This is a genomic window from Streptomyces sp. NPDC001970 (assembly GCF_053594115.1).
Genome location: NZ_JBSFDW010000002.1, coordinates 77,141 through 98,496 on the forward strand (window position 1 = coordinate 77,141; position 21,356 = coordinate 98,496).

24 protein-coding genes are annotated in these 21,356 nt (G+C 71.8%); 7 read left to right on the forward strand and 17 right to left on the reverse strand.

Going from position 1 to position 21,356, the window contains the following annotated elements; all coding sequences use genetic code 11:
* Nucleotides 1–12: 12 nt before the first annotated feature.
* From ACWCP0_RS02895 to ACWCP0_RS02940, 10 genes are all read right to left on the reverse strand, one after another.
* A complete protein-coding gene (locus tag ACWCP0_RS02895) occupies nt 13–1,353 on the reverse strand; it encodes a sulfate adenylyltransferase subunit 1 (protein ID WP_451077081.1) in 1,341 nt (446 codons plus the stop codon).
* A gap of 2 nt (nt 1,354–1,355) precedes the next feature.
* The gene (gene cysD / locus ACWCP0_RS02900) at nt 1,356–2,294 is read right to left on the reverse strand and encodes a sulfate adenylyltransferase subunit CysD (RefSeq protein ID WP_451077082.1); all 939 of its coding nucleotides are present in this window, start codon (nt 2,292–2,294) and stop codon (nt 1,356–1,358) included.
* A complete protein-coding gene (gene cysC, locus ACWCP0_RS02905; RefSeq protein WP_451077083.1) occupies nt 2,291–2,857 on the reverse strand; it encodes an adenylyl-sulfate kinase in 567 nt (188 codons plus the stop codon). Before cysC ends, cysD begins: the two co-directional genes overlap by 4 nt.
* A 14-nt stretch (nt 2,858–2,871) precedes the next feature.
* Complete coding sequence (locus ACWCP0_RS02910; protein WP_451077084.1) at nt 2,872–3,582, reverse strand: phosphoadenylyl-sulfate reductase; 711 nt, start codon at nt 3,580–3,582, stop codon at nt 2,872–2,874.
* On the reverse strand, nt 3,579–3,758 hold the full coding sequence (locus tag ACWCP0_RS02915; protein WP_351222247.1) for a hypothetical protein: 180 nt from the start codon (nt 3,756–3,758) through the stop codon (nt 3,579–3,581). Before ACWCP0_RS02915 ends, ACWCP0_RS02910 begins: the two co-directional genes overlap by 4 nt.
* Before the next feature lie 64 nt (nt 3,759–3,822).
* On the reverse strand, nt 3,823–5,520 hold the full coding sequence (locus ACWCP0_RS02920) for a nitrite/sulfite reductase (RefSeq protein WP_451077085.1): 1,698 nt from the start codon (nt 5,518–5,520) through the stop codon (nt 3,823–3,825).
* A 126-nt stretch (nt 5,521–5,646) separates the two neighbouring features.
* On the reverse strand, nt 5,647–5,730 hold the full coding sequence (locus tag ACWCP0_RS02925; protein WP_451077370.1) for a putative leader peptide: 84 nt from the start codon (nt 5,728–5,730) through the stop codon (nt 5,647–5,649).
* 240 nt (nt 5,731–5,970) lie between these two features.
* A complete protein-coding gene (locus tag ACWCP0_RS02930; RefSeq protein WP_451077086.1) occupies nt 5,971–6,537 on the reverse strand; it encodes a GNAT family N-acetyltransferase in 567 nt (188 codons plus the stop codon).
* Between the two features lie 264 nt (nt 6,538–6,801).
* Nucleotides 6,802–8,061 carry a GAF domain-containing protein gene (locus ACWCP0_RS02935; protein ID WP_451077087.1) on the reverse strand — a complete coding sequence of 420 codons (1,260 nt, stop codon included), beginning with the start codon at nt 8,059–8,061 and terminating at the stop codon, nt 6,802–6,804.
* 371 nt (nt 8,062–8,432) lie between these two features.
* Nucleotides 8,433–10,097: an acyl-CoA dehydrogenase family protein gene (locus tag ACWCP0_RS02940; RefSeq protein WP_451077088.1), complete on the reverse strand. Its 1,665-nt coding sequence runs from the start codon at nt 10,095–10,097 to the stop codon at nt 8,433–8,435.
* A gap of 17 nt (nt 10,098–10,114) precedes the next feature.
* On the opposite strand from ACWCP0_RS02940, the gene ACWCP0_RS02945 reads away from it, so the two are divergent.
* Entirely contained in the window at nt 10,115–11,242 is a 1,128-nt protein-coding gene (locus tag ACWCP0_RS02945; RefSeq protein WP_451077089.1) for a YihY/virulence factor BrkB family protein, read from the forward strand.
* Between the two features lie 22 nt (nt 11,243–11,264).
* Complete coding sequence (locus ACWCP0_RS02950; protein ID WP_451077090.1) at nt 11,265–11,999, forward strand: DUF6597 domain-containing transcriptional factor; 735 nt, start codon at nt 11,265–11,267, stop codon at nt 11,997–11,999.
* On the opposite strand, the gene ACWCP0_RS02955 is transcribed toward ACWCP0_RS02950, so the two are convergent.
* The gene (locus ACWCP0_RS02955) at nt 11,939–12,331 is read right to left on the reverse strand and encodes a VOC family protein (RefSeq protein ID WP_451077091.1); all 393 of its coding nucleotides are present in this window, start codon (nt 12,329–12,331) and stop codon (nt 11,939–11,941) included. The two genes, ACWCP0_RS02950 and ACWCP0_RS02955, sit on opposite strands and share 61 nt — an antisense overlap.
* A 209-nt stretch (nt 12,332–12,540) precedes the next feature.
* Between ACWCP0_RS02955 and ACWCP0_RS02960 the strand changes: the two genes are divergently transcribed.
* Both ACWCP0_RS02960 and ACWCP0_RS02965 read left to right on the forward strand, forming a co-directional pair.
* Nucleotides 12,541–13,434: a response regulator transcription factor gene (locus tag ACWCP0_RS02960; RefSeq protein WP_451077092.1), complete on the forward strand. Its 894-nt coding sequence runs from the start codon at nt 12,541–12,543 to the stop codon at nt 13,432–13,434.
* On the forward strand, nt 13,427–14,536 hold the full coding sequence (locus ACWCP0_RS02965; protein ID WP_451077093.1) for a sensor histidine kinase: 1,110 nt from the start codon (nt 13,427–13,429) through the stop codon (nt 14,534–14,536). Before ACWCP0_RS02960 ends, ACWCP0_RS02965 begins: the two co-directional genes overlap by 8 nt.
* 96 nt (nt 14,537–14,632) lie before the next feature.
* On the opposite strand, the gene ACWCP0_RS02970 is transcribed toward ACWCP0_RS02965, so the two are convergent.
* Both ACWCP0_RS02970 and ACWCP0_RS02975 read right to left on the reverse strand, forming a co-directional pair.
* Entirely contained in the window at nt 14,633–15,088 is a 456-nt protein-coding gene (locus tag ACWCP0_RS02970; protein ID WP_451077094.1) for an SRPBCC family protein, read from the reverse strand.
* Nucleotides 15,085–15,411: an ArsR/SmtB family transcription factor gene (locus ACWCP0_RS02975; protein WP_451077095.1), complete on the reverse strand. Its 327-nt coding sequence runs from the start codon at nt 15,409–15,411 to the stop codon at nt 15,085–15,087. Before ACWCP0_RS02975 ends, ACWCP0_RS02970 begins: the two co-directional genes overlap by 4 nt.
* Nucleotides 15,412–15,569: 158 nt before the next feature.
* On the opposite strand from ACWCP0_RS02975, the gene ACWCP0_RS02980 reads away from it, so the two are divergent.
* Nucleotides 15,570–15,986 (forward strand): SRPBCC family protein, encoded by a 417-nt coding sequence (locus tag ACWCP0_RS02980; RefSeq protein WP_451077096.1) that lies wholly within the window; start codon nt 15,570–15,572, stop codon nt 15,984–15,986.
* Nucleotides 15,987–16,038: 52 nt separating this feature from the next.
* Nucleotides 16,039–16,575, forward strand: coding sequence for a TIGR03086 family metal-binding protein (locus ACWCP0_RS02985; RefSeq protein ID WP_451077097.1), 537 nt, complete (start codon nt 16,039–16,041; stop codon nt 16,573–16,575).
* Between the two features lie 169 nt (nt 16,576–16,744).
* Here the strand turns inward: ACWCP0_RS02985 and ACWCP0_RS02990 are convergent, their stop codons facing one another.
* Entirely contained in the window at nt 16,745–17,797 is a 1,053-nt protein-coding gene (locus tag ACWCP0_RS02990) for an NAD(P)/FAD-dependent oxidoreductase (RefSeq protein WP_451077098.1), read from the reverse strand.
* An 80-nt stretch (nt 17,798–17,877) separates the two neighbouring features.
* Nucleotides 17,878–19,056 (reverse strand): serine hydrolase domain-containing protein, encoded by a 1,179-nt coding sequence (locus ACWCP0_RS02995; RefSeq protein WP_451077099.1) that lies wholly within the window; start codon nt 19,054–19,056, stop codon nt 17,878–17,880.
* Nucleotides 19,057–19,342: 286 nt separating this feature from the next.
* Between ACWCP0_RS02995 and ACWCP0_RS03000 the strand changes: the two genes are divergently transcribed.
* On the forward strand, nt 19,343–19,597 hold the full coding sequence (locus tag ACWCP0_RS03000; RefSeq protein WP_451077100.1) for a hypothetical protein: 255 nt from the start codon (nt 19,343–19,345) through the stop codon (nt 19,595–19,597).
* Here the strand turns inward: ACWCP0_RS03000 and ACWCP0_RS03005 are convergent.
* Complete coding sequence (locus ACWCP0_RS03005) at nt 19,572–20,135, reverse strand: cupin domain-containing protein (protein WP_451077101.1); 564 nt, start codon at nt 20,133–20,135, stop codon at nt 19,572–19,574. The genes ACWCP0_RS03000 and ACWCP0_RS03005 overlap by 26 nt on opposite strands.
* Entirely contained in the window at nt 20,132–21,355 is a 1,224-nt protein-coding gene (locus tag ACWCP0_RS03010) for a cytochrome P450 (RefSeq protein WP_451077102.1), read from the reverse strand. The genes ACWCP0_RS03005 and ACWCP0_RS03010 overlap by 4 nt, the downstream gene beginning before the upstream one ends.
* Between the last annotated feature and the right edge of the window lies 1 nt (nt 21,356).

A 21,356-nucleotide genomic window follows, 5' to 3' on the forward strand; every position in this document is an offset into this window, starting at 1 on the left:
CGTCGATCGCCATCAGAAGTCCCACCCCTCGTCGTCCTGGACGGGCGCGGTCTTGGCGGTGGCGAAGGACTCGCCCGCCATGCCGGCCGCCAGGGTCGTACCATCGGCCGGGTCGATCAGCAGGAACGACCCGGTACGGCGGGAGTCCGCGTACGCGTCGAGCGCAAGGGGCTCGGCGGTACGGACGCGGACCCGGCCGATGTCATTGGCCACCAGCTGCCCGGGGGCCGGGTGCTGGGAGAGATCGTCGAGCGTGAGGCGCGAAGGAATCTCCTTCACGATCGCCTTGACCGTGCGGGTGGTGTGCTTCAGCAGCACCCGCTGGCCGACGGCGAGCGGCTGGTCGGCGACATGGCAGACGGTCGCCTCGACGTCCTGTGTGGTCGCGGGGGCGTCACCACTCGGCACGACGATGTCGCCGCGCGAGATGTCGATGTCGTCCTCCAGCAGGAGCGTCACCGACTGCGGGGTCCAGGCCACGTCCACGGGCTCGCCGAGCAGATCGATCCCGGAGATCTTCGAGGTCCGGCCCGACGGCAGTACGGTCACACTCTCGCCGACGCGGAACGTGCCCGCCGCGATCTGGCCCGCGTAACCGCGGTAGTCGGGGTGCTCGGCGGTCTGCGGTCGGATCACGTACTGCACCGGGAAGCGTGCGTGGCAGCTCGTCAGATCGTGGCTGACCGGCACGGTCTCCAGGTGCTCGAGGACCGTCGGGCCGCCGTACCAGTCCATGGTCGCGGACACGTCCACGACGTTGTCACCGGCGAGCGCCGAGATCGGGATCGCGGTGATCTCGGGGACACCGAGTTCGCTCGCGTACGCCGTGAACTCCTCGGCGATCGACGCGAAGACGGACTCCTCGTAGCCGACGAGATCCATCTTGTTGACGGCGAGGACGACATGCGGGACGCGCAGCAGGGCGGCGATCGCGGCGTGCCGGCGGGTCTGCTCGACGACACCGTTGCGCGCGTCGACCAGGACCACGGTCAGCTCGGCCGTCGACGCGCCGGTGACCATGTTCCGGGTGTACTGCACGTGCCCCGGGGTGTCGGCCAGGATGAAGCGGCGCCGCGGTGTGGCGAAGTAACGGTATGCCACATCGATCGTGATGCCCTGCTCCCGCTCGGCCCGCAGACCGTCGGTCAGCAGCGCCAGGTCGGGAACGTCCTGGCCGCGGGAGCGGGACGCGTGCTCGACGGCCTCCAGCTGGTCGGCGAGCACCGACTTGGAGTCGTGCAGCAGCCGGCCCACCAGGGTGGACTTGCCGTCGTCGACGGACCCGGCGGTGGCGAAGCGCAGCAGGGTGGTGGCCGACAGCTGCTCGGCCAGCTGCTCGGTGGAGCTGGTCATGTCTAGAAGTACCCTTCGCGCTTGCGGTCTTCCATCGCGGCCTCGGACAGCTTGTCGTCGGCGCGGGTCGCGCCCCGCTCGGTGAGCCGGGAGGCGGCGATCTCGGCGATCACGGCGTCCAGCGTCGTCGCGCCGGAGTCGACGGCGCCGGTGCAGGACATGTCGCCGACGGTGCGGTAGCGGATCAGCCGCGTCTCCACCGTCTCGCCCTCCTTGGGACCGCCCCAGTCACCGGCGGTCAGCCACATACCGGCGCGCTTGAACACCTCGCGCTCGTGCGCGAAGTAGATCTCGGGCAGCTCGATCTCTTCGCGGGCGATGTACTGCCACACGTCGAGCTCGGTCCAGTTGGACAGCGGAAAGACACGGACGTGCTCACCCGGGGCGTGACGGCCGTTGTAGAGCTGCCACAGCTCGGGGCGCTGACGCCGCGGGTCCCACTGCGAGAACTCGTCCCGCAGCGAGAACACCCGCTCCTTGGCCCGGGCCTTCTCCTCGTCGCGCCGCCCGCCGCCGAAGACGGCGTCGAAGCGGTGCTGCTGGATGGCCTCGGTCAGGGGAACGGTCTGCAGCGGGTTACGGGTGCCGTCCGGGCGTTCGCGCAGCTTGCCCGCGTCGATGTAGTCCTGCACCGATGCCACGTGAAGCCTGAGGTTGTGCTGTGACACCGTACGGTCGCGGTACTCGATGACCTCGGGGAAGTTGTGCCCGGTGTCCACGTGCAGCAGCGAGAAGGGGACCGCGGCGGGGGCGAAGGCCTTCAGCGCGAGATGCAGCATGACGATGGAGTCCTTGCCGCCGGAGAAGAGAATCACCGGCCGCTCGAACTCGCCCGCCACCTCGCGGAAGATGTGCACCGCTTCGGACTCCAGCGCGTCCAGATGTGTCAGCGCGTACGGGCTGTCCGTGCTCTCGCCCACGACGTTGATGCTGGTCGTCATGCCAGACCCCTTTCAGTCAGCAGTGCGTGGAGCGCGGAGGCGGACTCCTGCACGGTCTGGGTGTGCGACTCGATCCGCAGATCCGGCGACTCGGGCTCCTGGTACGGGTCGTCGACGCCGGTCAGCCCGCTGATCTCGCCCGCGGCCTGCTTGGCGTAGAGCCCCTTCACATCGCGTACGGAGCACACCTCGACCGGAGTGGCGACATGCACCTCGACATAGGGCGTGCCCTCGGCGCCGTGGCGCTTGCGGACGGACTCGCGGCTGTCCGCGTACGGGGCGATCACCGGGACCAGGACCTTGACGCCGTTCGACGCCAGCAGTTCGGCGACGAAGCCGATCCGCTGGACGTTGGTGTGCCGGTCCTCGCGGCTGAAGCCGAGGCCCGCGGAGAGGAACTCGCGGATCTCGTCGCCGTCGAGCACCTCGACGCGGTGGCCCTCGTCACGCAGCCGGCCCGCCAGCTCGTACGCGATGGTCGTCTTGCCCGCGCTCGGCAGCCCGGTGAGCCAGATGGTGGCCCCAGTCACGTGCTTCTCCCCAGAGTTCCGGTCGTCCGTCATCAGCCGAGTCGTCATCAGCCGTGCAGCCCGCACTCGGTCTTGGCGCGGCCCGCCCAGCGGCCGGCCCGGGCGTCCTCGCCCTCCAGCACCCTGCGGGTGCAGGGCGCGCAGCCGACCGAGGCGTAACCGTCCATCAGCAGCGGATTGGTGAGGACACCGTGCTCGGCCACGTACGCGTCCACGTCGTCCTGCGTCCAGCGGGCGATCGGCGAGATCTTGACCTTCTGCCGCTTCTCGTCCCAGCCGACGACCGGCGTGTTCGCCCGGGTCGGGGACTCGTCGCGGCGCAGTCCCGTCGCCCATGCGTCGTACGCGGTCAGGCCCTCCTCCAGCGGCTTGACCTTGCGCAGCGCGCAGCACAGGTCCGGGTCGCGGTCGTGCAGCCTCGGGCCGTACTCGGCGTCCTGCTCCTCGACCGTCCGGCGGGGGGTGAGCGTGATGACGTTGACGTCCATCACGGCCTCGACCGCGTCCCGGGTCCCGATGGTCTCCGGGAAGTGGTAGCCGGTGTCGAGGAAGACGACATCGACGCCGGGGAAGGCGCGCGAGGCGAGGTGTGCGACGACCGCGTCCTCCATGGAGGAGGTGACGCAGAAGCGCGGGCCGAAGGTCTCCGCCGCCCAGCGCAGGATGTCGAGGGCGGAGGCCTCTTCGAGGTCCCGCCCGGCCTGTTCGGCGAGCGACTTCAGCCGGTCCTTGGTCCGGTTCGTCTGAACCGCCGTCATATCCCGTTCCCTCCCGCGTCGTTGTGCCGAACCCCGCGGGCGAGCAGCCCGAGGAACTTCAGCTGGAAGGCTCGATTGCATGCCGCGCACTCCCAGGCGCCGTGGCCCTGCTCGTTCGGACGCAGGTCCTCGTCGCCGCAGTACGGGCAGTAGAACGGTGCCGCGCGCTCGCTCATGACCCCTCCTTCCGCTGCCATTCGCCCCCGTGGCCCTGCGGGCACGGGAGGTGCCCCCGGACGCTCATGACAGTGACTCCTCGCTTGCCCGGGCGGCCCAGGTGGCGAAGCGCTCGCCCTCCTCGCGCTCCGCCTGGAAGCGCTTGAGGACACGCTCGACGTAGTCGGGCAGCTCGGCGGAGGTGACTTTGAGGCCGCGGACCTTGCGGCCGAACCCGGCCTCCAGCCCGAGCGCGCCGCCCAGGTGCACCTGGAAGCCCTCGACCTGGTTGCCGTCGGTGTCGAGGACCAGCTGGCCCTTGAGACCGATGTCCGCGACCTGGATACGGGCGCAGGCGTTCGGGCAGCCGTTGATGTTGATGGTGATCGGCTGGTCGAACTCGGGGATGCGGCGCTCGAGTTCGTCGATCAGTGAGGCCCCGCGGGCCTTGGTCTCGACAATGGCGAGCTTGCAGAACTCGATACCGGTGCAGGCCATCGTGCCGCGCCGGAACGGGGACGGGTCGACCCGCAGGTCCAGCGCCTCCAGTCCGGCCACGAGCGACTCGACCTGCGACTCGTCGACATCGAGGACAAGCATCTTCTGCTCGGCGGTGGTACGGACCCGGTGCGAGCCGTGCGCCTCCGCCACTTCGGCGATCTTGGTGAGCGTGGTGCCGTCGACCCTGCCGACGCGCGGCGCGAAGCCGACGTAGAAGCGGCCGTCCTTCTGCCGGTGCACACCGACGTGGTCGCGCCACTGCTGCACGGGCTGCTCGGGCGCCGGGCCGTCGACGAGCTTCCGCTTGAGGTACTCGTCCTCGAGCACCTGGCGGAACTTCTCCGCGCCCCAGTCGGCGACCAGGAACTTCAGCCGCGCACGGGTGCGCAGCCGGCGGTAGCCGTAGTCGCGGAAGACCGAGATGACGCCCTCGTACACGTCGGGGACCTCGTCCAGAGGCACCCAGGCGCCCAGCCGGACGCCGATCTTGGGGTTGGTGGACAGGCCGCCGCCGACCCAGAGGTCGAAGCCGGGGCCGTGCTCGGGGTGGTTCACCCCGACGAAGGCGACGTCGTTGATCTCGTGCGCCACGTCGAGCAGCGGGGAGCCGGAGACGGCCGACTTGAACTTGCGGGGGAGGTTGGAGAAGTCCTTGTTGCCGACGATGCGGCGGTGGATCTCGTCGATGGCGGGCGTGCCGTCGATGATCTCGTCCTCGGCGATGCCGGCGACGGGCGAGCCGAGGATGACACGGGGCGTGTCACCGCACGCCTCGGTCGTCGACAGGCCCACGGCCTCCAGGCGGTTCCAGATCTCGGGGACGTCCTCGATGCGGATCCAGTGGTACTGGACGTTCTGCCGGTCGGTGATGTCGGCGGTGCCGCGCGCGAACTCCTGGGAGACCTCGCCGATGACCCGCAGCTGGTCCGTCGTCAGCCGCCCGCCGTCGATCCGGACGCGCAGCATGAAGTACTCGTCGTCCAGCTCCTCCGGCTCCAGGATCGCGGTCTTCCCGCCGTCGATCCCGGGCTTGCGCTGGGTGTACAGACCCCACCAGCGCATCCGGCCGCGCAGGTCCGCGCCGTCGATCGAGTCGAAGCCGCGATGGGCGTAGATCGTCTCAATGCGTGTCCGCACATTGAGACCGTCGTCGTCCTTCTTGGTCTGCTCGTTGGCGTTCAGCGGTGTCATGTGGCCAACGGCCCACTGGCCCTCGCCGCGGTGGCGTCCGGCCTTGCGGCGGGGCGTGGCGGTGGCAGGGTTTTCGGGGGTGGCGGCCATGGCGGTATGTCCTTCGGGACTGCAGGAGGGCGGCTTTGAGCTGCGCACTCGCATGCCGAAAGGGCGGTGCGGCGCGGTGGTGCGCAGAAGACGGGGGTGCTCGTGAAGTGCGGCTGGGCTGTTCTGTCAGCTCGCCGTACAGATGGCGCTGGACATGCGGCCGAGGTCGACGTGCCGCCGACTCACCAAGGCAATTCCAGCTCGAGACATGACGGAAGCGTGTCACGGCGCTTTGGAGTCAGTCCACCGCTATCCAAGATGTGGACAACACTGTCCCGCATCGCGAGACAGTGTGTCCTCGGTCACCCGGCGGAGGCCGGGCGGCCCGGATCCCGGCCGTGTCCGGGCAGGTCACGGGCGGGGTCCGGGCGGCAATCCGGGTGGGTCCCGGACAGGTCCGGGGCGGGTGGTCCGGTGGTGGGTCAGGCGTCGGCGGCGTCCGGTGGTGGGTCAGGCGTGGGCGCCGGGCCAGGGACCGGGGATCTCCACCTCCGGCTCCTCATCGACCTTGGTGTCGAACAGTGTGAACCCGCGCCGCAGATAGTTGTCCATGGCATGCGGTCCGTCCTTGGAGCAGGTGTGCAGCCAGACCCGCTTCGTCGGCGTGCGGCCCGGCCGGCGGTCCGCCATGTCCCAGGCGCGGGCGGTGCCGTACGACAGCAGATGACCGCCGATCCGCCGCCCCCGGAAGGCCGGGATGAGCCCGAAGTAGACGATCTCGACGGCGCCCTCGTCCTGCGCCTCCAGCTCGATGTACCCGGCCGGCGTCCCCTTCTCGTACGCCACCCAGGTCTCCACGCCCGGCCGGCGCACGACCTCGTCCCACTGCGCGTACGTCAGACCGAGCCGGTCGGTCCAGCGGACGTCGCCGCCGACAGCCGTGTAGAGGAAGCGGCTGAACTCGGGCGACGGCACCTCGGCCCGTACGATCCGCACGTCTCCCGAAGGCTCCGCGGCCGGTCGCAGATCGGCGGGCGAGGTCTGCTCCAGGGACCACGTGGTCACAGTGATGCTCATGGCCGCCAGGGAACCACGTCGGCGGCCCCGGTCCAAAAAGGCCGGTCCGTGGCGCTGTGCCCGTGTCAGCCGCGACGCTCTGCCGGACGGGGCGGCAGGCGCGGCGGCAGGCGGGCCGTGGGCCCGCCCATCGTGTCGGCACCCACCTCGCCGGGGCCGGGGCAGGAGCAGGGTCCGGGTCCGGGTCCGGGTCCGGGTCCGAGAGCCTGGCGCCGGAGAGCCCCGCAGAGACGCAGCGCTCCGTATGCGCCCCGTCCCGTCCCGTCAGGGCGCGTGCCGCACCTCCATGATCGCCGGGGCGGACGAGTGCGGCAGAAGGTCCGCCAGGTCGTCCGGCCGTACGACCTCCACCTCGACCTCTTCACTGAAGCGGTACGGACGGTGCGCCAGCACCCCCGCGAGATGGCGCCGCACACGTGACATTTCCGCGCGCACGGTCACCGTGCGCGTCGGATCGCCGAAGACGTCGGTCGCCAGCTCGGCCGCCGTACGCCCCTTCCGGTGCCTGGCGAGTACGTACAGCAGCTCGGCGTGGCGCGGGCTCAGCTCCTGGGTCCAGCTGCCGGCGGGCCCGGACACGGCGACCGTCCAGCGGCGGGGGCGGCTGACGTCGAGGACGACACGGCTCGCCGCCTCCACGGGTCCGGGCTCGTCGGGGCGGACCAGCCAGCCGCCCGGCAGCGGCTCCACGGTGCACGTGCCCAGCGACGGCAGCCAGACCCGGCCGGCCCGGAAGGACTTGGGCAGCGGCAACCGGTCCATGGGCGCCATGCCCGTCACCGCTGCCATCCAGCCGTGCAGATCCACGGCCAGCGCCCGGCCCGTGAGCCGGCACAGGATCGGCGCGGCCACCGAGCGCAGCCGCTCCACGGTCCGCAGATGCCGCTCCCGCAGTTCCGCCTCGGCGAGCTGCGCCACCGAGCTGACGAGGGCCAGCGTCGCCGGGTGGAAGCTGGAGGCCGGGCCGCTGACGTCGACGATGCCGAGCAGCTGCCCGTCGCGCGGGTCGTGCACGGGGGCCGCGGCGCAGGTCCAGTTGTGCAGGGTCTGCACGAAATGCTCGGCAGAGTGGACCTGCACGGGCCGGCGCGCGGCCAGCGCGGTGCCGATGGCGTTCGTACCGGTGGTCTCCTCGCTCCAGGCGGCACCCTCCTCCAGGCAGATGGCGTTGGCCTTGCGCATGACGCTCGCGTTGCCCTCACGCCACAGCACCCGGCCCTGAGCGTCCGTCACCACCATGATCTGCAGGGACGCGTCGGCGATCTCGCCGAGTCCACCGCTCAGCGTGCGCATGACCTCGCCGATCACGGTCGCCCGCCGCCGATGCTCCAGCTCGTCGGGTCCCAGCAGCACGCTGCTGGTGTTCTGGTCCGGGTCGAGCCCCAGCCGGAACATGCGCTGCCAGGACGCGTCGATGACCGGGCGGGGCGCGATCGGCGGGCGCCGGCCCGCCAGTGTCGCGGCGCGTACCTGGTGGAGCAGGCGGTTCGCATGAGCGGCGTCCATGGTGGTGAGCCGAGTCATGTCTAGAGCTGTGTTCCTCATCGGTACCCCCCGCCGCGCGCGGCGCTGAATGTGCCGGCTGTGGTGCCCGTTCGGTCGTGGCTCCCATCGTGCCGCTCGCACAGGTCCCCGGAGGGACGCTTCGCATATGTTCTGCAACGGTCTGCAACTCTGGCAAACAGCAGTCCCGTGCACGAAGGTGACATCAGCTGAGGGTGGTGCCGTGTCGGCGCAGCACCACCCTCGGCTCTTTCGTCACCCCACAGGGCCGCCCCGTCACCTGCTCGGGGGTCACTCGGTCACTCCCGCGGCTGACGCGGCCGCCGCTCGCCCCTCGACGCGGCCGCCCACACCTCGACGCGGCCGCCGCTCGCCCCTCGACGCGGGGTCGATCACAGCTCGACGCGCGCCCGCTCCACCACCGCCGCCAGGTCGAGTCCGTGCGGCAGCGTCCCGAACGCCGCCCCCCAGTCACCGCCCAGCCGCGAGGCACAGAACGCGTCCGCGACCTCGGGCGGCGCCCAGCGCACCAGCAGCGACCCCTGCAGCACCAGCGCCATCCGCTCGACCAGCCGCCGCGCCCGTACCTCCGCGGTCTCCAGATCCGCCAGCTCGGTCAGCATCGCCTTGATCGCACCGTCCAGCCGGTGGTCCGCGCCCCGCGCCTGCCCGACCTCCTGCAGGAACGCGTCCAGGGCCAGCGGCTCCCTCTGGAGCGCGCGCAGCACATCCAGGGCCTGGACGTTGCCCGAGCCCTCCCAGATCGAGTTGAGCGGCGACTCCCGCAGCAGCCGGGGCATCCCGGACTCCTCGACGTAGCCGTTGCCGCCCAGGCACTCCAGGGCCTCCGCCGTCAGCGGTGTGCACCGCTTGGTGACCCAGTACTTGGCCGCGGGCACCGCGATCCGCAGCAGCGCCCGGTCGGCCTCGCCGTCGGAGTCGTACGCCGCGGCGAGCCGCAGCGCCAGCGTCGTCGCCGCCTCCGACTCCAGCGCCAGATCGGCCAGTACGTTGCGCATCAGCGGCTTGTCGATGAGCAGACCGCCGAACGCGCTGCGGTGCGCCGCATGGTGGACTGCCTGGGCGACGGCCTGACGCATCAGCGCCGCGGAGCCGAGCACACAGTCGAGCCGGGTCGCCGCCACCATCTCGATGATGGTGCGCACCCCGCGCCCCTCCTCGCCGACCCGGCGCGCCCAGGTCCCGTCGAACTCGACCTCGCTCGACGCGTTCGACCTGTTGCCCAGTTTGTCCTTGAGGCGCTGGATCGCGAAGACGTTCCGCGTGCCGTCGTCCAGCACCCGCGGCACCAGGAAGCAGGTCAGTCCCCCGTGGCCTTCGGCACGGGAGGTGCCCCCACCCGGAGCCTGCGCCAGCACCAGGAAGGCGTCGCTCATCGGCGCCGAGCAGAACCACTTGTGCCCGGTCAGCTCGTACTCGCCGGCCGCGGCCAGCGGTACCGCGCGGGTCGTGTTCGCCCGTACGTCGCTGCCGCCCTGCTTCTCCGTCATGCCCATCCCGAACAGGACACCGGCCTTCAGGGCCGGCGGCCGCAGCCCCTGCTCGTACACCTGCGAGGTGAGCCGGGGCTCCCACTCGGCCGCGAGCGCAGGGTCCGCGCGCAGCGCGGGCACCGCCGCGTGCGTCATCGACACCGGGCAGCCGTGTCCGGCCTCCACCTGCGACCACACCAGGAACCCGGCCCCGCGCCGCACATGCCCGCCGGGCCGCCCCCAGGCGTTCGTCAGGCCCGAGGTGACCGCCTTGCCCAGCAGCCGGTGCCAGGCCGGATGGAAGTCCACCTCGTCGATCCGGTTGCCGTACCGGTCGTGCGTGCGGAGCACCGGAGGATTCTCGTCGGCCTGCGCTCCCCACTGCCGGGCCTGGGCGGAGCCCGCGGTGCGGCCCAGCAACGACAGCTCCTGGCGCGCGCCGTCGAGCAGTTCGGGTGGAAGATGGCGCTCCACCGCCTCGGCCAGTGCGCGGTCCGCCGTGAAGACGTCGTACCCCACCAGGGGCGGAGCCTGGTTGGTCACTGTGTGGGTGCTGGGTGCCATGCCGATACGGTAAGGAGGTGCAGGCAGCAAATGAAACACCCGAGCGGCCCCCCGCCGGCCGGCTCCACCGGGTCCGGGTCCTCTACCGCAATGTCTCCAAGCGGAAACTCGCCTGGCTGCTGCTGAAGGACACCGTCAATTCGTGCATCGAGTACCGGATCCTCGGACTCGCCGCAGAGGCGGCATTCTTCACCCTTTTGTCGCTGCCGCCGCTGATGCTGGGCATGATCGGCCTCCTCGGCTACGTCGACAACTGGACCGACACCACCACCGTCGCCTCCATCCAGGAGAACATCCTGCGCGCGGCCGGAACCGTCCTGTCCGACCGCGGTGTCAACCAGGTCGCCAAGCCCCTGCTGGAGGACGTCACCCGGGGTGGCCGGCCCGACGTCATCTCCATCGGTTTCGCGATCGCCCTGTGGTCCGGATCGCGGGCCGTGAACGTCTTCATCGACACGATCACCGTGATGTACGGGCTCGACGGGCACCGCGGAATCGTCGCCACGCGGCTCCTGGCGTTCCTGCTCTACCTCATCGCGCTGGTGATCGGTGCGGTCGTGCTGCCGCTCGCCGTGGTCGGCCCGGACCGGGTCGTCGAGTTCGTCCCCTTCGGGACGGAGGTCGTCAGCGTCCTGTACTGGCCGGTGGTGATCCTGCTCTCCATCGCCTTCCTGACCACGCTGTACCACGTGTCCGTGCCGGTCCGCTCGCCGTGGGCCGAGGACATCCCGGGCGCGCTCGTCGCCCTCGCGATGTGGGTGCTCGGCAGCTTCCTGCTGCGGATCTACCTCACCAGCACCGTCGAGGGCCCCACGATCTACGGCTCGCTCGCCGCCCCGATCGCCGTGCTGCTGTGGATCGGCATCTCCGCCTTCGCGGTCCTGGTCGGCGCCGCGGTCAACGCCGCCATCGACCGCGTCTGGCCGTCCGTCGCCACGGCCGCCGCCCGCGCCGCGAACCAGCGGGTCCGCGCCGCCCACGCCGCGGAGCTGGTGGCCCGCGCCCAGGCCGCGGAAGGGGAGAGCGAGGACTACGAGGAAGGCGACATGCCGTCGGAGTTCCCCGAGCGCTGGTCGAAGTTCCTGCCGCCGGACGACGTGAGGTCCCGGCTGCAGAGCTCGCGGGAGAATCGCGACAAGCGCTGACCGAGGCCCTAGCCTCGACAGCGTGTACGCGGAGAGGCCCTCACGGCTCGACGGGGCCGTCGTCTGGAGCCGCAGCGATTCCGGCACCGGGCCGGTCATGCCCGTGCTGCCCGACGGATGCATGGACCTGCTGTGGACGGAGGGCCGACTGCTCGTCGCCGGGCCCGACACCCACGCGCAGAGCCCGGACAACGGCCCGGCCGTCCGGTACGCGGGCGTCCGGTTCGCGCCGGGCGCCGCGCCCGCCTTCTTCGGGGTGCCGGCGCACGAGCTGCGCGACCTCCGTGTGGACCTGACGGACCTGTGGCCCGCGGCGGAGGTGCGCCGGCTGGCGGACCGCATCACGGACGCGCCCGACCCGGCGGCGGAACTGGAGGCCGTGGCGCTGCGGCACGCCGCGGACAGACCGCCTCCCGACCCGCTGCTGCGGGCCGTCGCCGAAGGGCTGGACGCCGGGCGGTCCGTCGCGGCGACCGCCGACGCCGTCGGGCTGGGTGCGCGGCAGCTGCACCGCAGGTCACTGGACGCCTTCGGCTACGGGCCCAAGACACTGGCCCGGGTGCTGCGGCTGCAGCGGGCGCTGGCCCTCGTACGCGCCGGAGCGCCCTACGCGCAGGCCGCGCTCGACGCCGGCTGCACCGACCAGGCGCACCTCGCTCGGGAGATGCGGGAGCTGGCCGGGCTCACGCTCGGGGCCTATGTCGCGTTGGCGAACAGCGAGACGCCGGAGCCGTCCGGGTCGAGCACGACCGCGTAGCGCTGCCCCCAGAAGGCGTCCCACGGCTTGAGGTGGCCGCGATGGCCTGCCGCGACGAGGTCTTCGTACAACCTGTCCACCTCGGCGGGGCTGTCGCAGAGGAAGCAGAGACCGGCACGGTCACCGCCCTCGGGCCGGGTCCAGCCGGGGTCGAAGGACCGGATGGTCTCCTCGGTGTCGAACAGCACGCGCAGCCCGCTGGGCAGCGTCGCCTCGGCGTGCGGCGCCGAGTCGGCCTCGGTGGGAATGTCCAGGCCGAGGCGCCGGTAGAAGGCGAGAGAGGCGGCCATGTCAGCGACGACCAGGCCGACGGCATCGAGTCGTGGAGTCATGGCCTCACCGTAGGAGCGGCACCGGTGGCGGGTCTTGTACGAATCGGACGTGGTGCGATGTGCGACGTGCGCCGTGGGACGTCCGGCGTGCCTTGTGCGGCCTGCCTGGTACGGCGCGCCACGTGCGTGCGCGTCGGAGGTGGGCGCCGTCACGGTTTCGTAAGAGGGCCAGGGCACCGTCGCAGGGCGCGGGGGACGAAACTGGGCCCATGCAGAGCATCCTGGTCGTCGACGACGATCCGACCGTCGCCGAAGTCGTCACCGGCTATCTGGAGCGCGCCGGTTTCGCCGTCCACCGTGCGACCGACGGGCCGCAGGCCCTGCGGGCGGCGGGGGAACGATGGCCGGACCTCGTCGTTCTGGATCTGATGCTTCCCGGCATGGACGGACTGGAGGTCTGCCGCAGACTCCGCGGCCAGGGCGCGGTGCCGGTGATCATGCTCACCGCGCGCGGCGACGAGGACGACCGGATCCTGGGGCTCGAAATAGGCGCGGACGACTATGTCACCAAGCCGTTCAGCCCGCGCGAGCTGGTGCTGCGGGTCGAGTCCGTACTGCGCCGCAGCCGTGCGGCGGCCGCCGCGGGCCGGGCCGGCGGCGGCGCGGTGCTCAGCGGCGCGGGGATCACGCTGGACCCGGCCGCCCACCGCGCGGTCAAGGACGGGAGGGAACTGGCCCTGACGCTGCGGGAGTTCGACCTCCTCGCGCATCTGATGCGCCACCCCGGGCAGGCGATCGGCCGGGAGCGGTTGATGCACGAGGTGTGGGGCTGGGAGTTCGGCGATCTGTCCACGGTCACCGTCCATGTCCGACGGTTGCGCAGCAAGATCGAGGACGATCCGGCCCGTCCGCGGCTCATCCAGACGGTGTGGGGCGTCGGCTACCGCTTCGACCTACCGCGCGGGGAGGCCGAGTCCACCGGGGAGCCCGTTTCGGAGCCGGAGCCGGAGCCGGAGCCGGAGCCGGAGCCGGCGTCGGCATCGGCGGGCCGGCGCGTGCCCATGGGCGGGTCCACGTCTGCGACCGGGCCGTTGCACGGTGACACGCCGGCGCACGGGGCCGGGGCGGGCGGTCGTACGGAAGGAGATGGTGCGCGTGCGTGATGCGATCCTCATCGTTCTGCTCGCCTTCCTCGGCGCGGCGGCGGCCGGACTGCTCGGAGCCCTCGTGCTGCGCCTGCTGCGGCACCGGTCGGTCGCCGTGTCGTTGACCGTCGTGGCCGCGGTGACCGTCCTCGCGATGCTCTCCGGGACCCTCGCGGTCGCCCAGGCGATGTTCCTGTCCTCGCACGACCTGAAGGTCGTCACGATGGTCGTCGCGATGGCAGCCTTCGTGTCGCTCGCCACGGCGCTGTTGCTCGGCCGTTGGGTCGTCGCGCGCAGCCGGGAACTGGCCCGCGCGGCCCGTACGTTCGGCGAGGCCGGCAGTTTCGCCGCGCCCGAGGGCGAGGCGACGGCCGAGCTCGCCGAGCTGAGCCGGGAACTCGAGGCCACCAGCGCCAAACTCGCTGTGTCGCGGGAGCGGGAGCGTGCGCTGGAGACCTCCCGCCGGGAGCTCGTCGCGTGGATCTCGCACGATCTGCGCACCCCGCTCGCCGGGCTGCGCGCGATGTCCGAGGCCCTGGAGGACGGGGTCGTCCAGGACCCCGAGCGCTACTTCAAGCAGATCCGCACCGAGGTCGAGCGGCTCAACGGGATGGTCGGGGACCTCTTCGAACTGTCCCGTATCCATGCCGGGGCGCTCGCGCTCACGCCGACGCGGATGTCCGTGTACGACCTCGTCGGTGAGGCACTCGCGGGCGCCGATCCGCTCGCGCGCGAGCACGGGGTGCGGCTCGTGGGGGACCGGGTGGAGTCCGTGCCGGTGGAGGTGGACGGCAAGGAGATGACGCGCGTGCTGGCCAATCTGCTGGTCAACGCGATCCGCAGGACACCGGCCGACGGGACGGTCGCGGTCGCGGCCGAGCGCCGTGAGGACTCCGTCGTGCTGTCGGTGACCGACGGCTGCGGCGGCATCCCGGATGAGGACCTCCCCAGGGTCTTCGACACCGGCTGGCGCGGGAGCCAGGCCAGGACCCCGCCGGGGGGCGCGGGGCTCGGCCTCGCGATCGTCCGGGGCATCGTCGAGGCACACGAGGGCCAGGCCGATGTGCGCAATGTGACCGGTGGCTGCCGTTTCGAGGTGACGCTCCCCGCGGCGCATTGAGCCCGCGCGGTGTCACCTCACCAGTGCCGCATCACGTGTCACACCACGGTGTGGCATCAGGGGTGTCGTACACGCAGCGTCACGCCGGCCGCGAGGTCACATCCACTGGTCGGGGCCCGGGTCGCCGCCCTCCGCGCGGACCGCCAGACGGCTGGTGTAGTGGGTCCAGCCCTCCTCGTGCGCCGCGCAGGCCTCGGGCGTCGGCAGCCCTCTGTGGACGAGCCGGAGCAGCGTGCCGTCCTCGGTGGGTTCGAGGGTGATCTCCACGGTCGTGGAGCCCTCGGGGACGTCCGGCATCCCACCCTCGGCCCAGCCCCAGGTGAAGACGAGCCGCTTGGGCGGGTCGACCTCCAGGAAACGGCCGGCCGCGACATTGTCGCCGGTGACCCGGGTCCGGTACGAGCCGCTCCGCGTGAATGAGAACTCGCCGTCATCGCCCATCCACGACAGCCACTTGTCGCGGTCGGTGAAGAACCCGAAGACGGTCTCGGGCCGGGCGAGGATGTGCCGCTCAACGGTGACGGCGGCGGGCTGTGCGGGCTGTGCGGTCATGTCTTTTCGTTCCGTTCCGCCTCTGCCGCCTTCTCCGCTTCCTCGGCGAGGCGGGCGAGGGTGTCGAGCTTGCTGCTCCACATGGCCTGGAGATACTCGGCGAGGGGACCCAGCGCCTCCCGGTCGGCCCGGTAGAAACGCTTCGTCCCGTCCTTGCGCAGCGTAACGAGCCCGGCGTCGCGCAGCACCTTCAAGTGCTGGGAGACCGCCCCGAAGGTGACGTCGAACCGGGCCGCGATGTCGCCGGCGGGCAGCTCGTCGTCCCAGACCAGCCGCAGAATCTCGCGCCGTCTGGGCTCGGCGATGACCTGTACCGCGTCCATGCCGCGAATTTTAGTCCACGCTGCAGTTTGCTTCCTCGCCGAGCTTATTTTAGTCTCAGCTAAAGGAAGCGGGTTCCGGTGAGCGCCGTCCGAAGCGGCACGGAGCCCGCCCACCCTCGGAAACCCCTTACACACACCCCCTCAAGCAGGAGCACCCCATGGCCGGCATCGCACTCATCTACTCCGTCAAGGCCGACGCCGACACCGTCTACCGCGCCGTCTCCACCGCCGTCGGCATCGCCGGCTGGTTCACCGACGGGGCCGAGGTGGACGGCGACATCCAGCGCCTGACCTTCCCCGGACAGCCCGCCCCCTGGGAGTGGCGCGTCACCGAGGCAGACGCCGGCCGCCGGCTCGCGCTGAAGGTCCTCGCCGGCCCGGAGGACTGGGTCGGCACCGAGGTCGTCTATGCCGTCGAGGTCACCGACGAGGGGAGCGTCCTGCGCTTCGACCACAACGGCTTCCCTGCCGCCGACGACCACTTCCGGCACACGGCCGCGACGTGGGCCGCGCTCTTCCCCGTGCTGCAGAAGTACGCCGAGACGGGCGAGCCCACCCCCTTCTTCACCAACTGAGCCATCACATAGAGGACTTGGAGCACCCATGCCGTCTCATATGCACGCCCCCATGCACGAACTCGCCACCGCCGTCGCCGAGGCCGCCCGCGCCGTACGCCCCGAGCAGCTCGAGGACCGCACACCCTGCGAGAAGTTCACCGTCGCAGAGCTCCTCGGCCACCTCGGCGGTACGCTCGCGGACTCCCAGCGCGCCGCCCGCAAGCAGCCCCGCCCGGACGAGCAGCCGTCCGCCTCGTTCACGCCGGAGGACGTCGCCGGTGTCGCGCTGGCCGCGGCCGCGGCATGGGCGGAGCCGGCCGCCTACGAGGGCACGACGGTGTTCGGCCCCGGCGAGATGCCGGCCGAGTTCGCCGCAGCGATCACGCTGGAGGAACTGGCCCTGCACGGCTGGGACCTGGCCCGTGCCACGGGCCGTGGGTTCCCCGTCACCGCCGGGACCGGGCAGGCCGTGCTCGGCATCGTCGAGCAGATCGCCGAGCAGGCCCGCAGCAACGGCGGCTTCGGTCCGCCGCTCGAAGCCCCCGCCGACGCCTCCCCGTTCGACCGCGCCCTGGCGGCCAGCGGCCGCGACCCGATCTGGGCCTGACGGCCCGAGACCCGAGGGCCCGAGGCCCGCGGCCCGGTCGGCACGGCCGCACAAGCGCGCCGCCCCGCACCTGCCTTCCGGCACCGGTGCGGGGCGGCGCGCCGTCGCATGTTCAGGTCGCACGCACTGGTCCTGGTGGCCGGAGGCCGGAACTCTGTGAGGCCCCCGGTCACAGACCGTGTCGACGGGCGCCGAGCACGCGCTCGCAGACCTCCCGTTCCATCTGCGGCGAGAACACATCGCGGCGGGCGGCGACGGCGCGCCGGGTGTCCGCGGCGATCAGGTCGGCGTTGATCGCCGCGGCAGCGCGTACCCCTGCGGCGGCGGCGCCGACGATGGTGTCGAACAGGTCGGCGACATTGCCGGCGACCCACACCCCGGGGACCTCGGTCGCTCCGGTCGTCGCGTCGGCGGCGATGTGGCTGCCCACGACCTGCCCGAACATCTCCTGCTCCGTTGCCCGAAGGCCGAGGTCGCTCAGCACACCGGTGCGCGCGGTGAAGCGCGGGGCCACCACCAGCGCCTCGGTGGGGACCACCCGGCCGTCGGCCAACTGCACGCCGGTCAGCCGCGCATCGGTCACGTCCAGGCCGGTCACCTCGCCGCTCACCACGGAGATGCCGCGGACGCCCAGCTGTTCGTACGCCTCCTCGCCGGGTTCGGGACTCGTGTGCAGGAAGAGGGTGATGCGGTCGCTCCACTGCCGCCACAGCAGCGCCTGATGCACACTCGCGGGGCCGGCGGCCAGGACGCCGATCGTCCGGTCGCGGACCTCCCAGCCGTGGCAGTACGGACAGTGCAGGACGTCCCGTCCCCACAGCCCGGCCACGCCAGGCACCTCGGGCAGCTCGTCGACCAGGCCGGTCGTCACCAGCAGGCGGCGGGCCAGGACCGTCCGTCCGTCGTCCCGTACCACCCGGAAGCATCCCCCCTCCGTGCGCTCGACCGAGACGACGGTGCCGGTCACGATCTCGCCGCCGTACCCTGTCACCTCCTCGCGGCCCGCGGCCAGGAGCGCCGACGGCGGCGCCCCGTCGCGGGTCAGATAGTTGTGGGCGTGGGACGCCGGGGCGTTGCGCGGACTGCCCGCGTCGATCACCAGGACCGAGCGGCGCGCGCGGGCCAGTGTCAGCGCCCCGCTCAGTCCGGCAGCCCCGCCACCGACGACCACGACGTCATAGGGTCGGACCGGCTGCGCCGATTGCACTGGTTGCACTGTCATGTGACGTACCTCCTTCACGGAGACAGTGCGCCCGCGCCTCGGCATCCGGCAAATGTCCTTGCCGAAACGGCAAGCGGGCGTCAGAGCGCGCCGTACACGGCCTCGACCAGCGCCATCTTGCGCGGGTCGTCGGCGATGTGCGCCCCCATGCGGTTCATGACGTAGCCCATCGAGATACCTGCCCCGCCCGCCTCCGGGTCGGCGAGTCCGCAGGAGCCGCCGTAGCCGTCGTGGCCGAAGGCGCGCGGATTCGGTCCGTACGACTGGTTCGGGCCGCTCAGCCACAGGCCGAGGGCCACCTCGGTGTCGTGCGCGAACCCCGCGCCGAGGACGAGGTCGCGGCACGCGCCCTGACCCTCCCGGACCCGCTCCGCGGCCTCGGGGGAGAGCACGCGGTGCTCGCCGAGCAGTCCGCCCGAGGCGAAGATCCCGTACAGCGCGGCGACCGCGCGGGCGGTGCCGTGCCCGTTGGCTGCCGGGATCTCGGCGGCCCGCCACTGCGGGGAGTTCGCCTCGGCCACGCCCACGACGGGGTTGGCCAGCGCCGCCAGCGCCGCGGGTGCCAACTGGGCGAAGATCGCGGCCTGTTCGCTGTCGTCGGCGGCCGGGGGATGCACCAGCTCGGCGGCGCGCTCCGCCTCCTTCTCCGGGAGGCCGATCGTGAAGTCGATGCCGTACCGTCCGGTGACCTCCTGGTGCAGGAACTCGCCGGGAAGCAGTCCCGTGACGCGCCGCACCACTTCGCCGACCAGGAAGCCGTACGTCATCGCGTGGTACCCGGACCGTGTGCCCGGCTCCCACCACGGCTCCGTCGCGGCCAGCCTGGACGCGGTCAGGTCCCAGTCGTACAGCTCGGCGAGGGAGTGAGGCTCCCGCAGCCCGGACAGGCCCGCGCGGTGCGAGAGAAGATGCCGTACGGGAACGGTCTCCTTGCCCGCGGCGGCGAACTCCGGCCAGTACGAGGCCACCGGGGCATCGAGGTCGAGCAGACCGCGGTCGGCGAGGATGTGCGCGCACAGCGCGGTCGGGCCCTTGGTCGTCGACCACACATTGACCAGGGTGTCCCGCTCCCAGGGCCGCGTCCGTGCCCCGTCGGCCCAGCCGCCCCAGAGGTCGACGACGGTCTCGCCGCCCGCCATGACGGTGACGGCGGCGCCCAGTTCGCCGCGCTCGCGGAAGTTCTCCTCGAACGCGGCCCGCACCGCGGAGAACCGCTCGTCGCAGTGACCCTCGATCGGCGGAACAACTGGTCGGTCCATGGCTCCTCCATGACTCCCGGCGATGCCCTAGACCGTACCGACTGGTCGGACCGGCGTGAAGGTCCGTGCATCCGCGCATGCACGGGCTGTGCACTTCCGTCCTGTGTGCCGCGGTTCCGTACGCCGCAGTCATGCTCCGTGGTCCCGTGCGGCGCGGTCCCGTGCGGCGTGGTCCCGTGCGGCGCGGTTCCGCGCGTCGCGGGACCGTCCGTCGGGGCCGTTGTCAGTGCCATGGGGCAGGGTGGACGGTGCGCCGTCGTATTTCATGTGAGAGGAAGGCCGACCGATGAGTGTCACCGCCGTGATGACGTACCGCGAACGAGCCGCCGCCCAGGCGTACCTGCGTCTGCTCGGCGCCGTGCGCGCCGCCCTGGCCACGCCTCCCGGTGGGGCCCCGCCACCCCTCGTCCTCACGGCACCCATGGCGGAGGCCGACCAGGCCCTCGCTGCGGCGGGCTTCGCGGGCAACGAGGCCGAGCTCTTCGACCTGGTGACGGAGCTTCACAGCGCCGGCGTCACGCGTCGTGGCGCAGGGGCGTGAGCTGCTCGATGTCGTAGCGGGCCCGCAGTTCGGCGATCGCCGTGTGGTCGGGCGGGCCGCCGGCGGCGAGGATCTCGACGAGTTCCTCGAAGTAGCGTTCGTGATCCGGCGGCGGGGACGCCTGGAAGAACATCCTGGCCGGTTCGCGGCTGCGGTTGGCGAAGGCGTGCGGACAGCCCGGGGGGACGACGAGGACCGTACCGGGGGCCGCCCGGACCGCGCGCCGGCCCGTGGGGGACTCCCAGTGCCGCCAGTCGTCGCCGGTTCGCACGCACGGCTCGAAGGCGAGGACGTCCAACTCGCCTTCGAGCACGTAGAACAGCTCCTCGCTGCGGGCGTGCACATGGGCGCCGACATCGAAGCCCGGAGGCACCACGACCTCGAAGCTCGACGAGACCCGCGAGTGCTCGCCCGTGACCTTGAACGTCACCTCCTGGGCCGCCGTGCGCAGTGTCCTGCCGTGACCCTTCGGTACGACCAGACCCTCGGGCGACCCGGTGAAGGCGGCCCCGTCCGGGGCCTTGACGTGCGCGGTCACCAGGTCACCGGAAGTCCCTCGGGACCGCGTATCAGCGCGCCCGGTCGCCAGCGGAGCTCCTCCTCCGGGACGGCGAGGCGCAGTTCGGGGAAGCGGTCCAGCACGGTGGAGACGAGCAGTTCGGTCTCGAGCCGGGCGAGCAGGCCGCCCACGCAGTAGTGCGGGCCGTAGCCGAACGCCACATGCGGGTTGGGGCTGCGCCCGAGCGCGATCTCGTCCGGGTCGGGGAAGACGTCCGGGTCGCGGTTCGCGGCCAGGTACGAGACATGGACGGCCTCGCCCTCCTTGATCTCCTGACCCGAGACGGTCACGTCCTCCTTCGCGATCCGGGCGAGACCGACGGCGTTGCGGTGCGGGATCCAGCGCAGGAGTTCGTCGATGCCCGAGGCGCGCAATGCCGGCTCGGCCCGCAGCCGGTCCTGCAGTTCCGGGCGGGTGAGGAGGATGTAGAGCATGTTTCCGGTGTTGTTGGTGACCGCCTCGCCGCCGATCTGGATGAGCAGCGCGAGGCCCACGGCCTCCGCCTCCGTGACCCCGCCGTCGGCCACGGCCGTCGCGAGCAGCCCGATCACGTCGTCGCCGCCCGTGTCCCGCCGCTGCCGCAGCAGTTCGGCGAAGTACGCGCACATCTCCGTCTTCGCCCGCTCGCTGCGCTCCACCCCCTGGGACGAGGAGAGAATCAGCGCGGTCCACTCGTGCATCCTCGGGCGGTCGGGCGCGGGCACGCCCATCAACTCGCAGACGACGGCCAGCGGGAACGGGGCGAGGATCCGCTCGGTGAAGTCGGCCGGCGGCCCGTCGCGCACGACGCCGGCGACGAGTTCGTCGAGCATCTCCTGCGCCCGCCCGCGCAGTCGCTCGATGCCCCGGGTGGTGAACGCCCCCGCGACGGCCCGGCGGAGCCGGGTGTGGTTCGGCGGGTCCTCGAAGCCGACCGCCCCCTCCACCGGGATGAAGTGCGGGGCGAGCCGGGTGACATCGTGCTCCACGACCGCCTTGCGGCTGAAGCGCGGATCGTTCGTCACCAGCCGCACATCGTCGAAGCGGGTCGCGAGCCACGCCCAGCCCTCCCCGTTGGGGAGCCTGACGCGGGACAGGGGATCGTCCCGCATCAGCTGGGCGAGTACGGGGTCGAAGTCGACGCCGTCGAGGTCCTGGGCCGGCCAGTAGCGGACCGGCGGGCGGGGGGTGGCCGCCTTGGTCGTCGTCTCGTTCCGCATG

Excerpts from the sequence above, each read along its gene's own strand:
- ACWCP0_RS02975 (WP_451077095.1), bottom strand. The coding sequence starts at position 15,411 with ATGGACGCGGTACAGGTCATCGCCGAGCCCAGACGGCGCGAGATTCTG.
- ACWCP0_RS02920 (WP_451077085.1), bottom strand. The coding sequence starts at position 5,520 with ATGGCCGCCACCCCCGAAAACCCTGCCACCGCCACGCCCCGCCGCAAG.
- ACWCP0_RS03000 (WP_451077100.1), top strand. The coding sequence starts at position 19,343 with ATGAGTGTCACCGCCGTGATGACGTACCGCGAACGAGCCGCCGCCCAG.
- ACWCP0_RS02960 (WP_451077092.1), top strand. The coding sequence starts at position 12,541 with ATGCAGAGCATCCTGGTCGTCGACGACGATCCGACCGTCGCCGAAGTC.
- ACWCP0_RS02955 (WP_451077091.1), bottom strand. The coding sequence starts at position 12,331 with ATGACTCCACGACTCGATGCCGTCGGCCTGGTCGTCGCTGACATGGCC.
- ACWCP0_RS02990 (WP_451077098.1), bottom strand. The coding sequence starts at position 17,797 with ATGACAGTGCAACCAGTGCAATCGGCGCAGCCGGTCCGACCCTATGAC.
- ACWCP0_RS02925 (WP_451077370.1), bottom strand. The coding sequence starts at position 5,730 with ATGTCTCGAGCTGGAATTGCCTTGGTGAGTCGGCGGCACGTCGACCTC.
- cysC (WP_451077083.1), bottom strand. The coding sequence starts at position 2,857 with ATGACGGACGACCGGAACTCTGGGGAGAAGCACGTGACTGGGGCCACC.
- ACWCP0_RS02895 (WP_451077081.1), bottom strand. The coding sequence starts at position 1,353 with ATGACCAGCTCCACCGAGCAGCTGGCCGAGCAGCTGTCGGCCACCACC.
- ACWCP0_RS02910 (WP_451077084.1), bottom strand. The coding sequence starts at position 3,582 with ATGACGGCGGTTCAGACGAACCGGACCAAGGACCGGCTGAAGTCGCTC.
- ACWCP0_RS03010 (WP_451077102.1), bottom strand. The coding sequence starts at position 21,355 with ATGCGGAACGAGACGACGACCAAGGCGGCCACCCCCCGCCCGCCGGTC.
- ACWCP0_RS02970 (WP_451077094.1), bottom strand. The coding sequence starts at position 15,088 with ATGACCGCACAGCCCGCACAGCCCGCCGCCGTCACCGTTGAGCGGCAC.
- ACWCP0_RS02935 (WP_451077087.1), bottom strand. The coding sequence starts at position 8,061 with ATGACTCGGCTCACCACCATGGACGCCGCTCATGCGAACCGCCTGCTC.
- ACWCP0_RS02940 (WP_451077088.1), bottom strand. The coding sequence starts at position 10,097 with ATGGCACCCAGCACCCACACAGTGACCAACCAGGCTCCGCCCCTGGTG.
- ACWCP0_RS02985 (WP_451077097.1), top strand. The coding sequence starts at position 16,039 with ATGCACGAACTCGCCACCGCCGTCGCCGAGGCCGCCCGCGCCGTACGC.
- cysD (WP_451077082.1), bottom strand. The coding sequence starts at position 2,294 with ATGACGACCAGCATCAACGTCGTGGGCGAGAGCACGGACAGCCCGTAC.
- ACWCP0_RS02995 (WP_451077099.1), bottom strand. The coding sequence starts at position 19,056 with ATGGACCGACCAGTTGTTCCGCCGATCGAGGGTCACTGCGACGAGCGG.
- ACWCP0_RS02980 (WP_451077096.1), top strand. The coding sequence starts at position 15,570 with ATGGCCGGCATCGCACTCATCTACTCCGTCAAGGCCGACGCCGACACC.
- ACWCP0_RS02915 (WP_351222247.1), bottom strand. The coding sequence starts at position 3,758 with ATGAGCGAGCGCGCGGCACCGTTCTACTGCCCGTACTGCGGCGACGAG.
- ACWCP0_RS02930 (WP_451077086.1), bottom strand. The coding sequence starts at position 6,537 with ATGAGCATCACTGTGACCACGTGGTCCCTGGAGCAGACCTCGCCCGCC.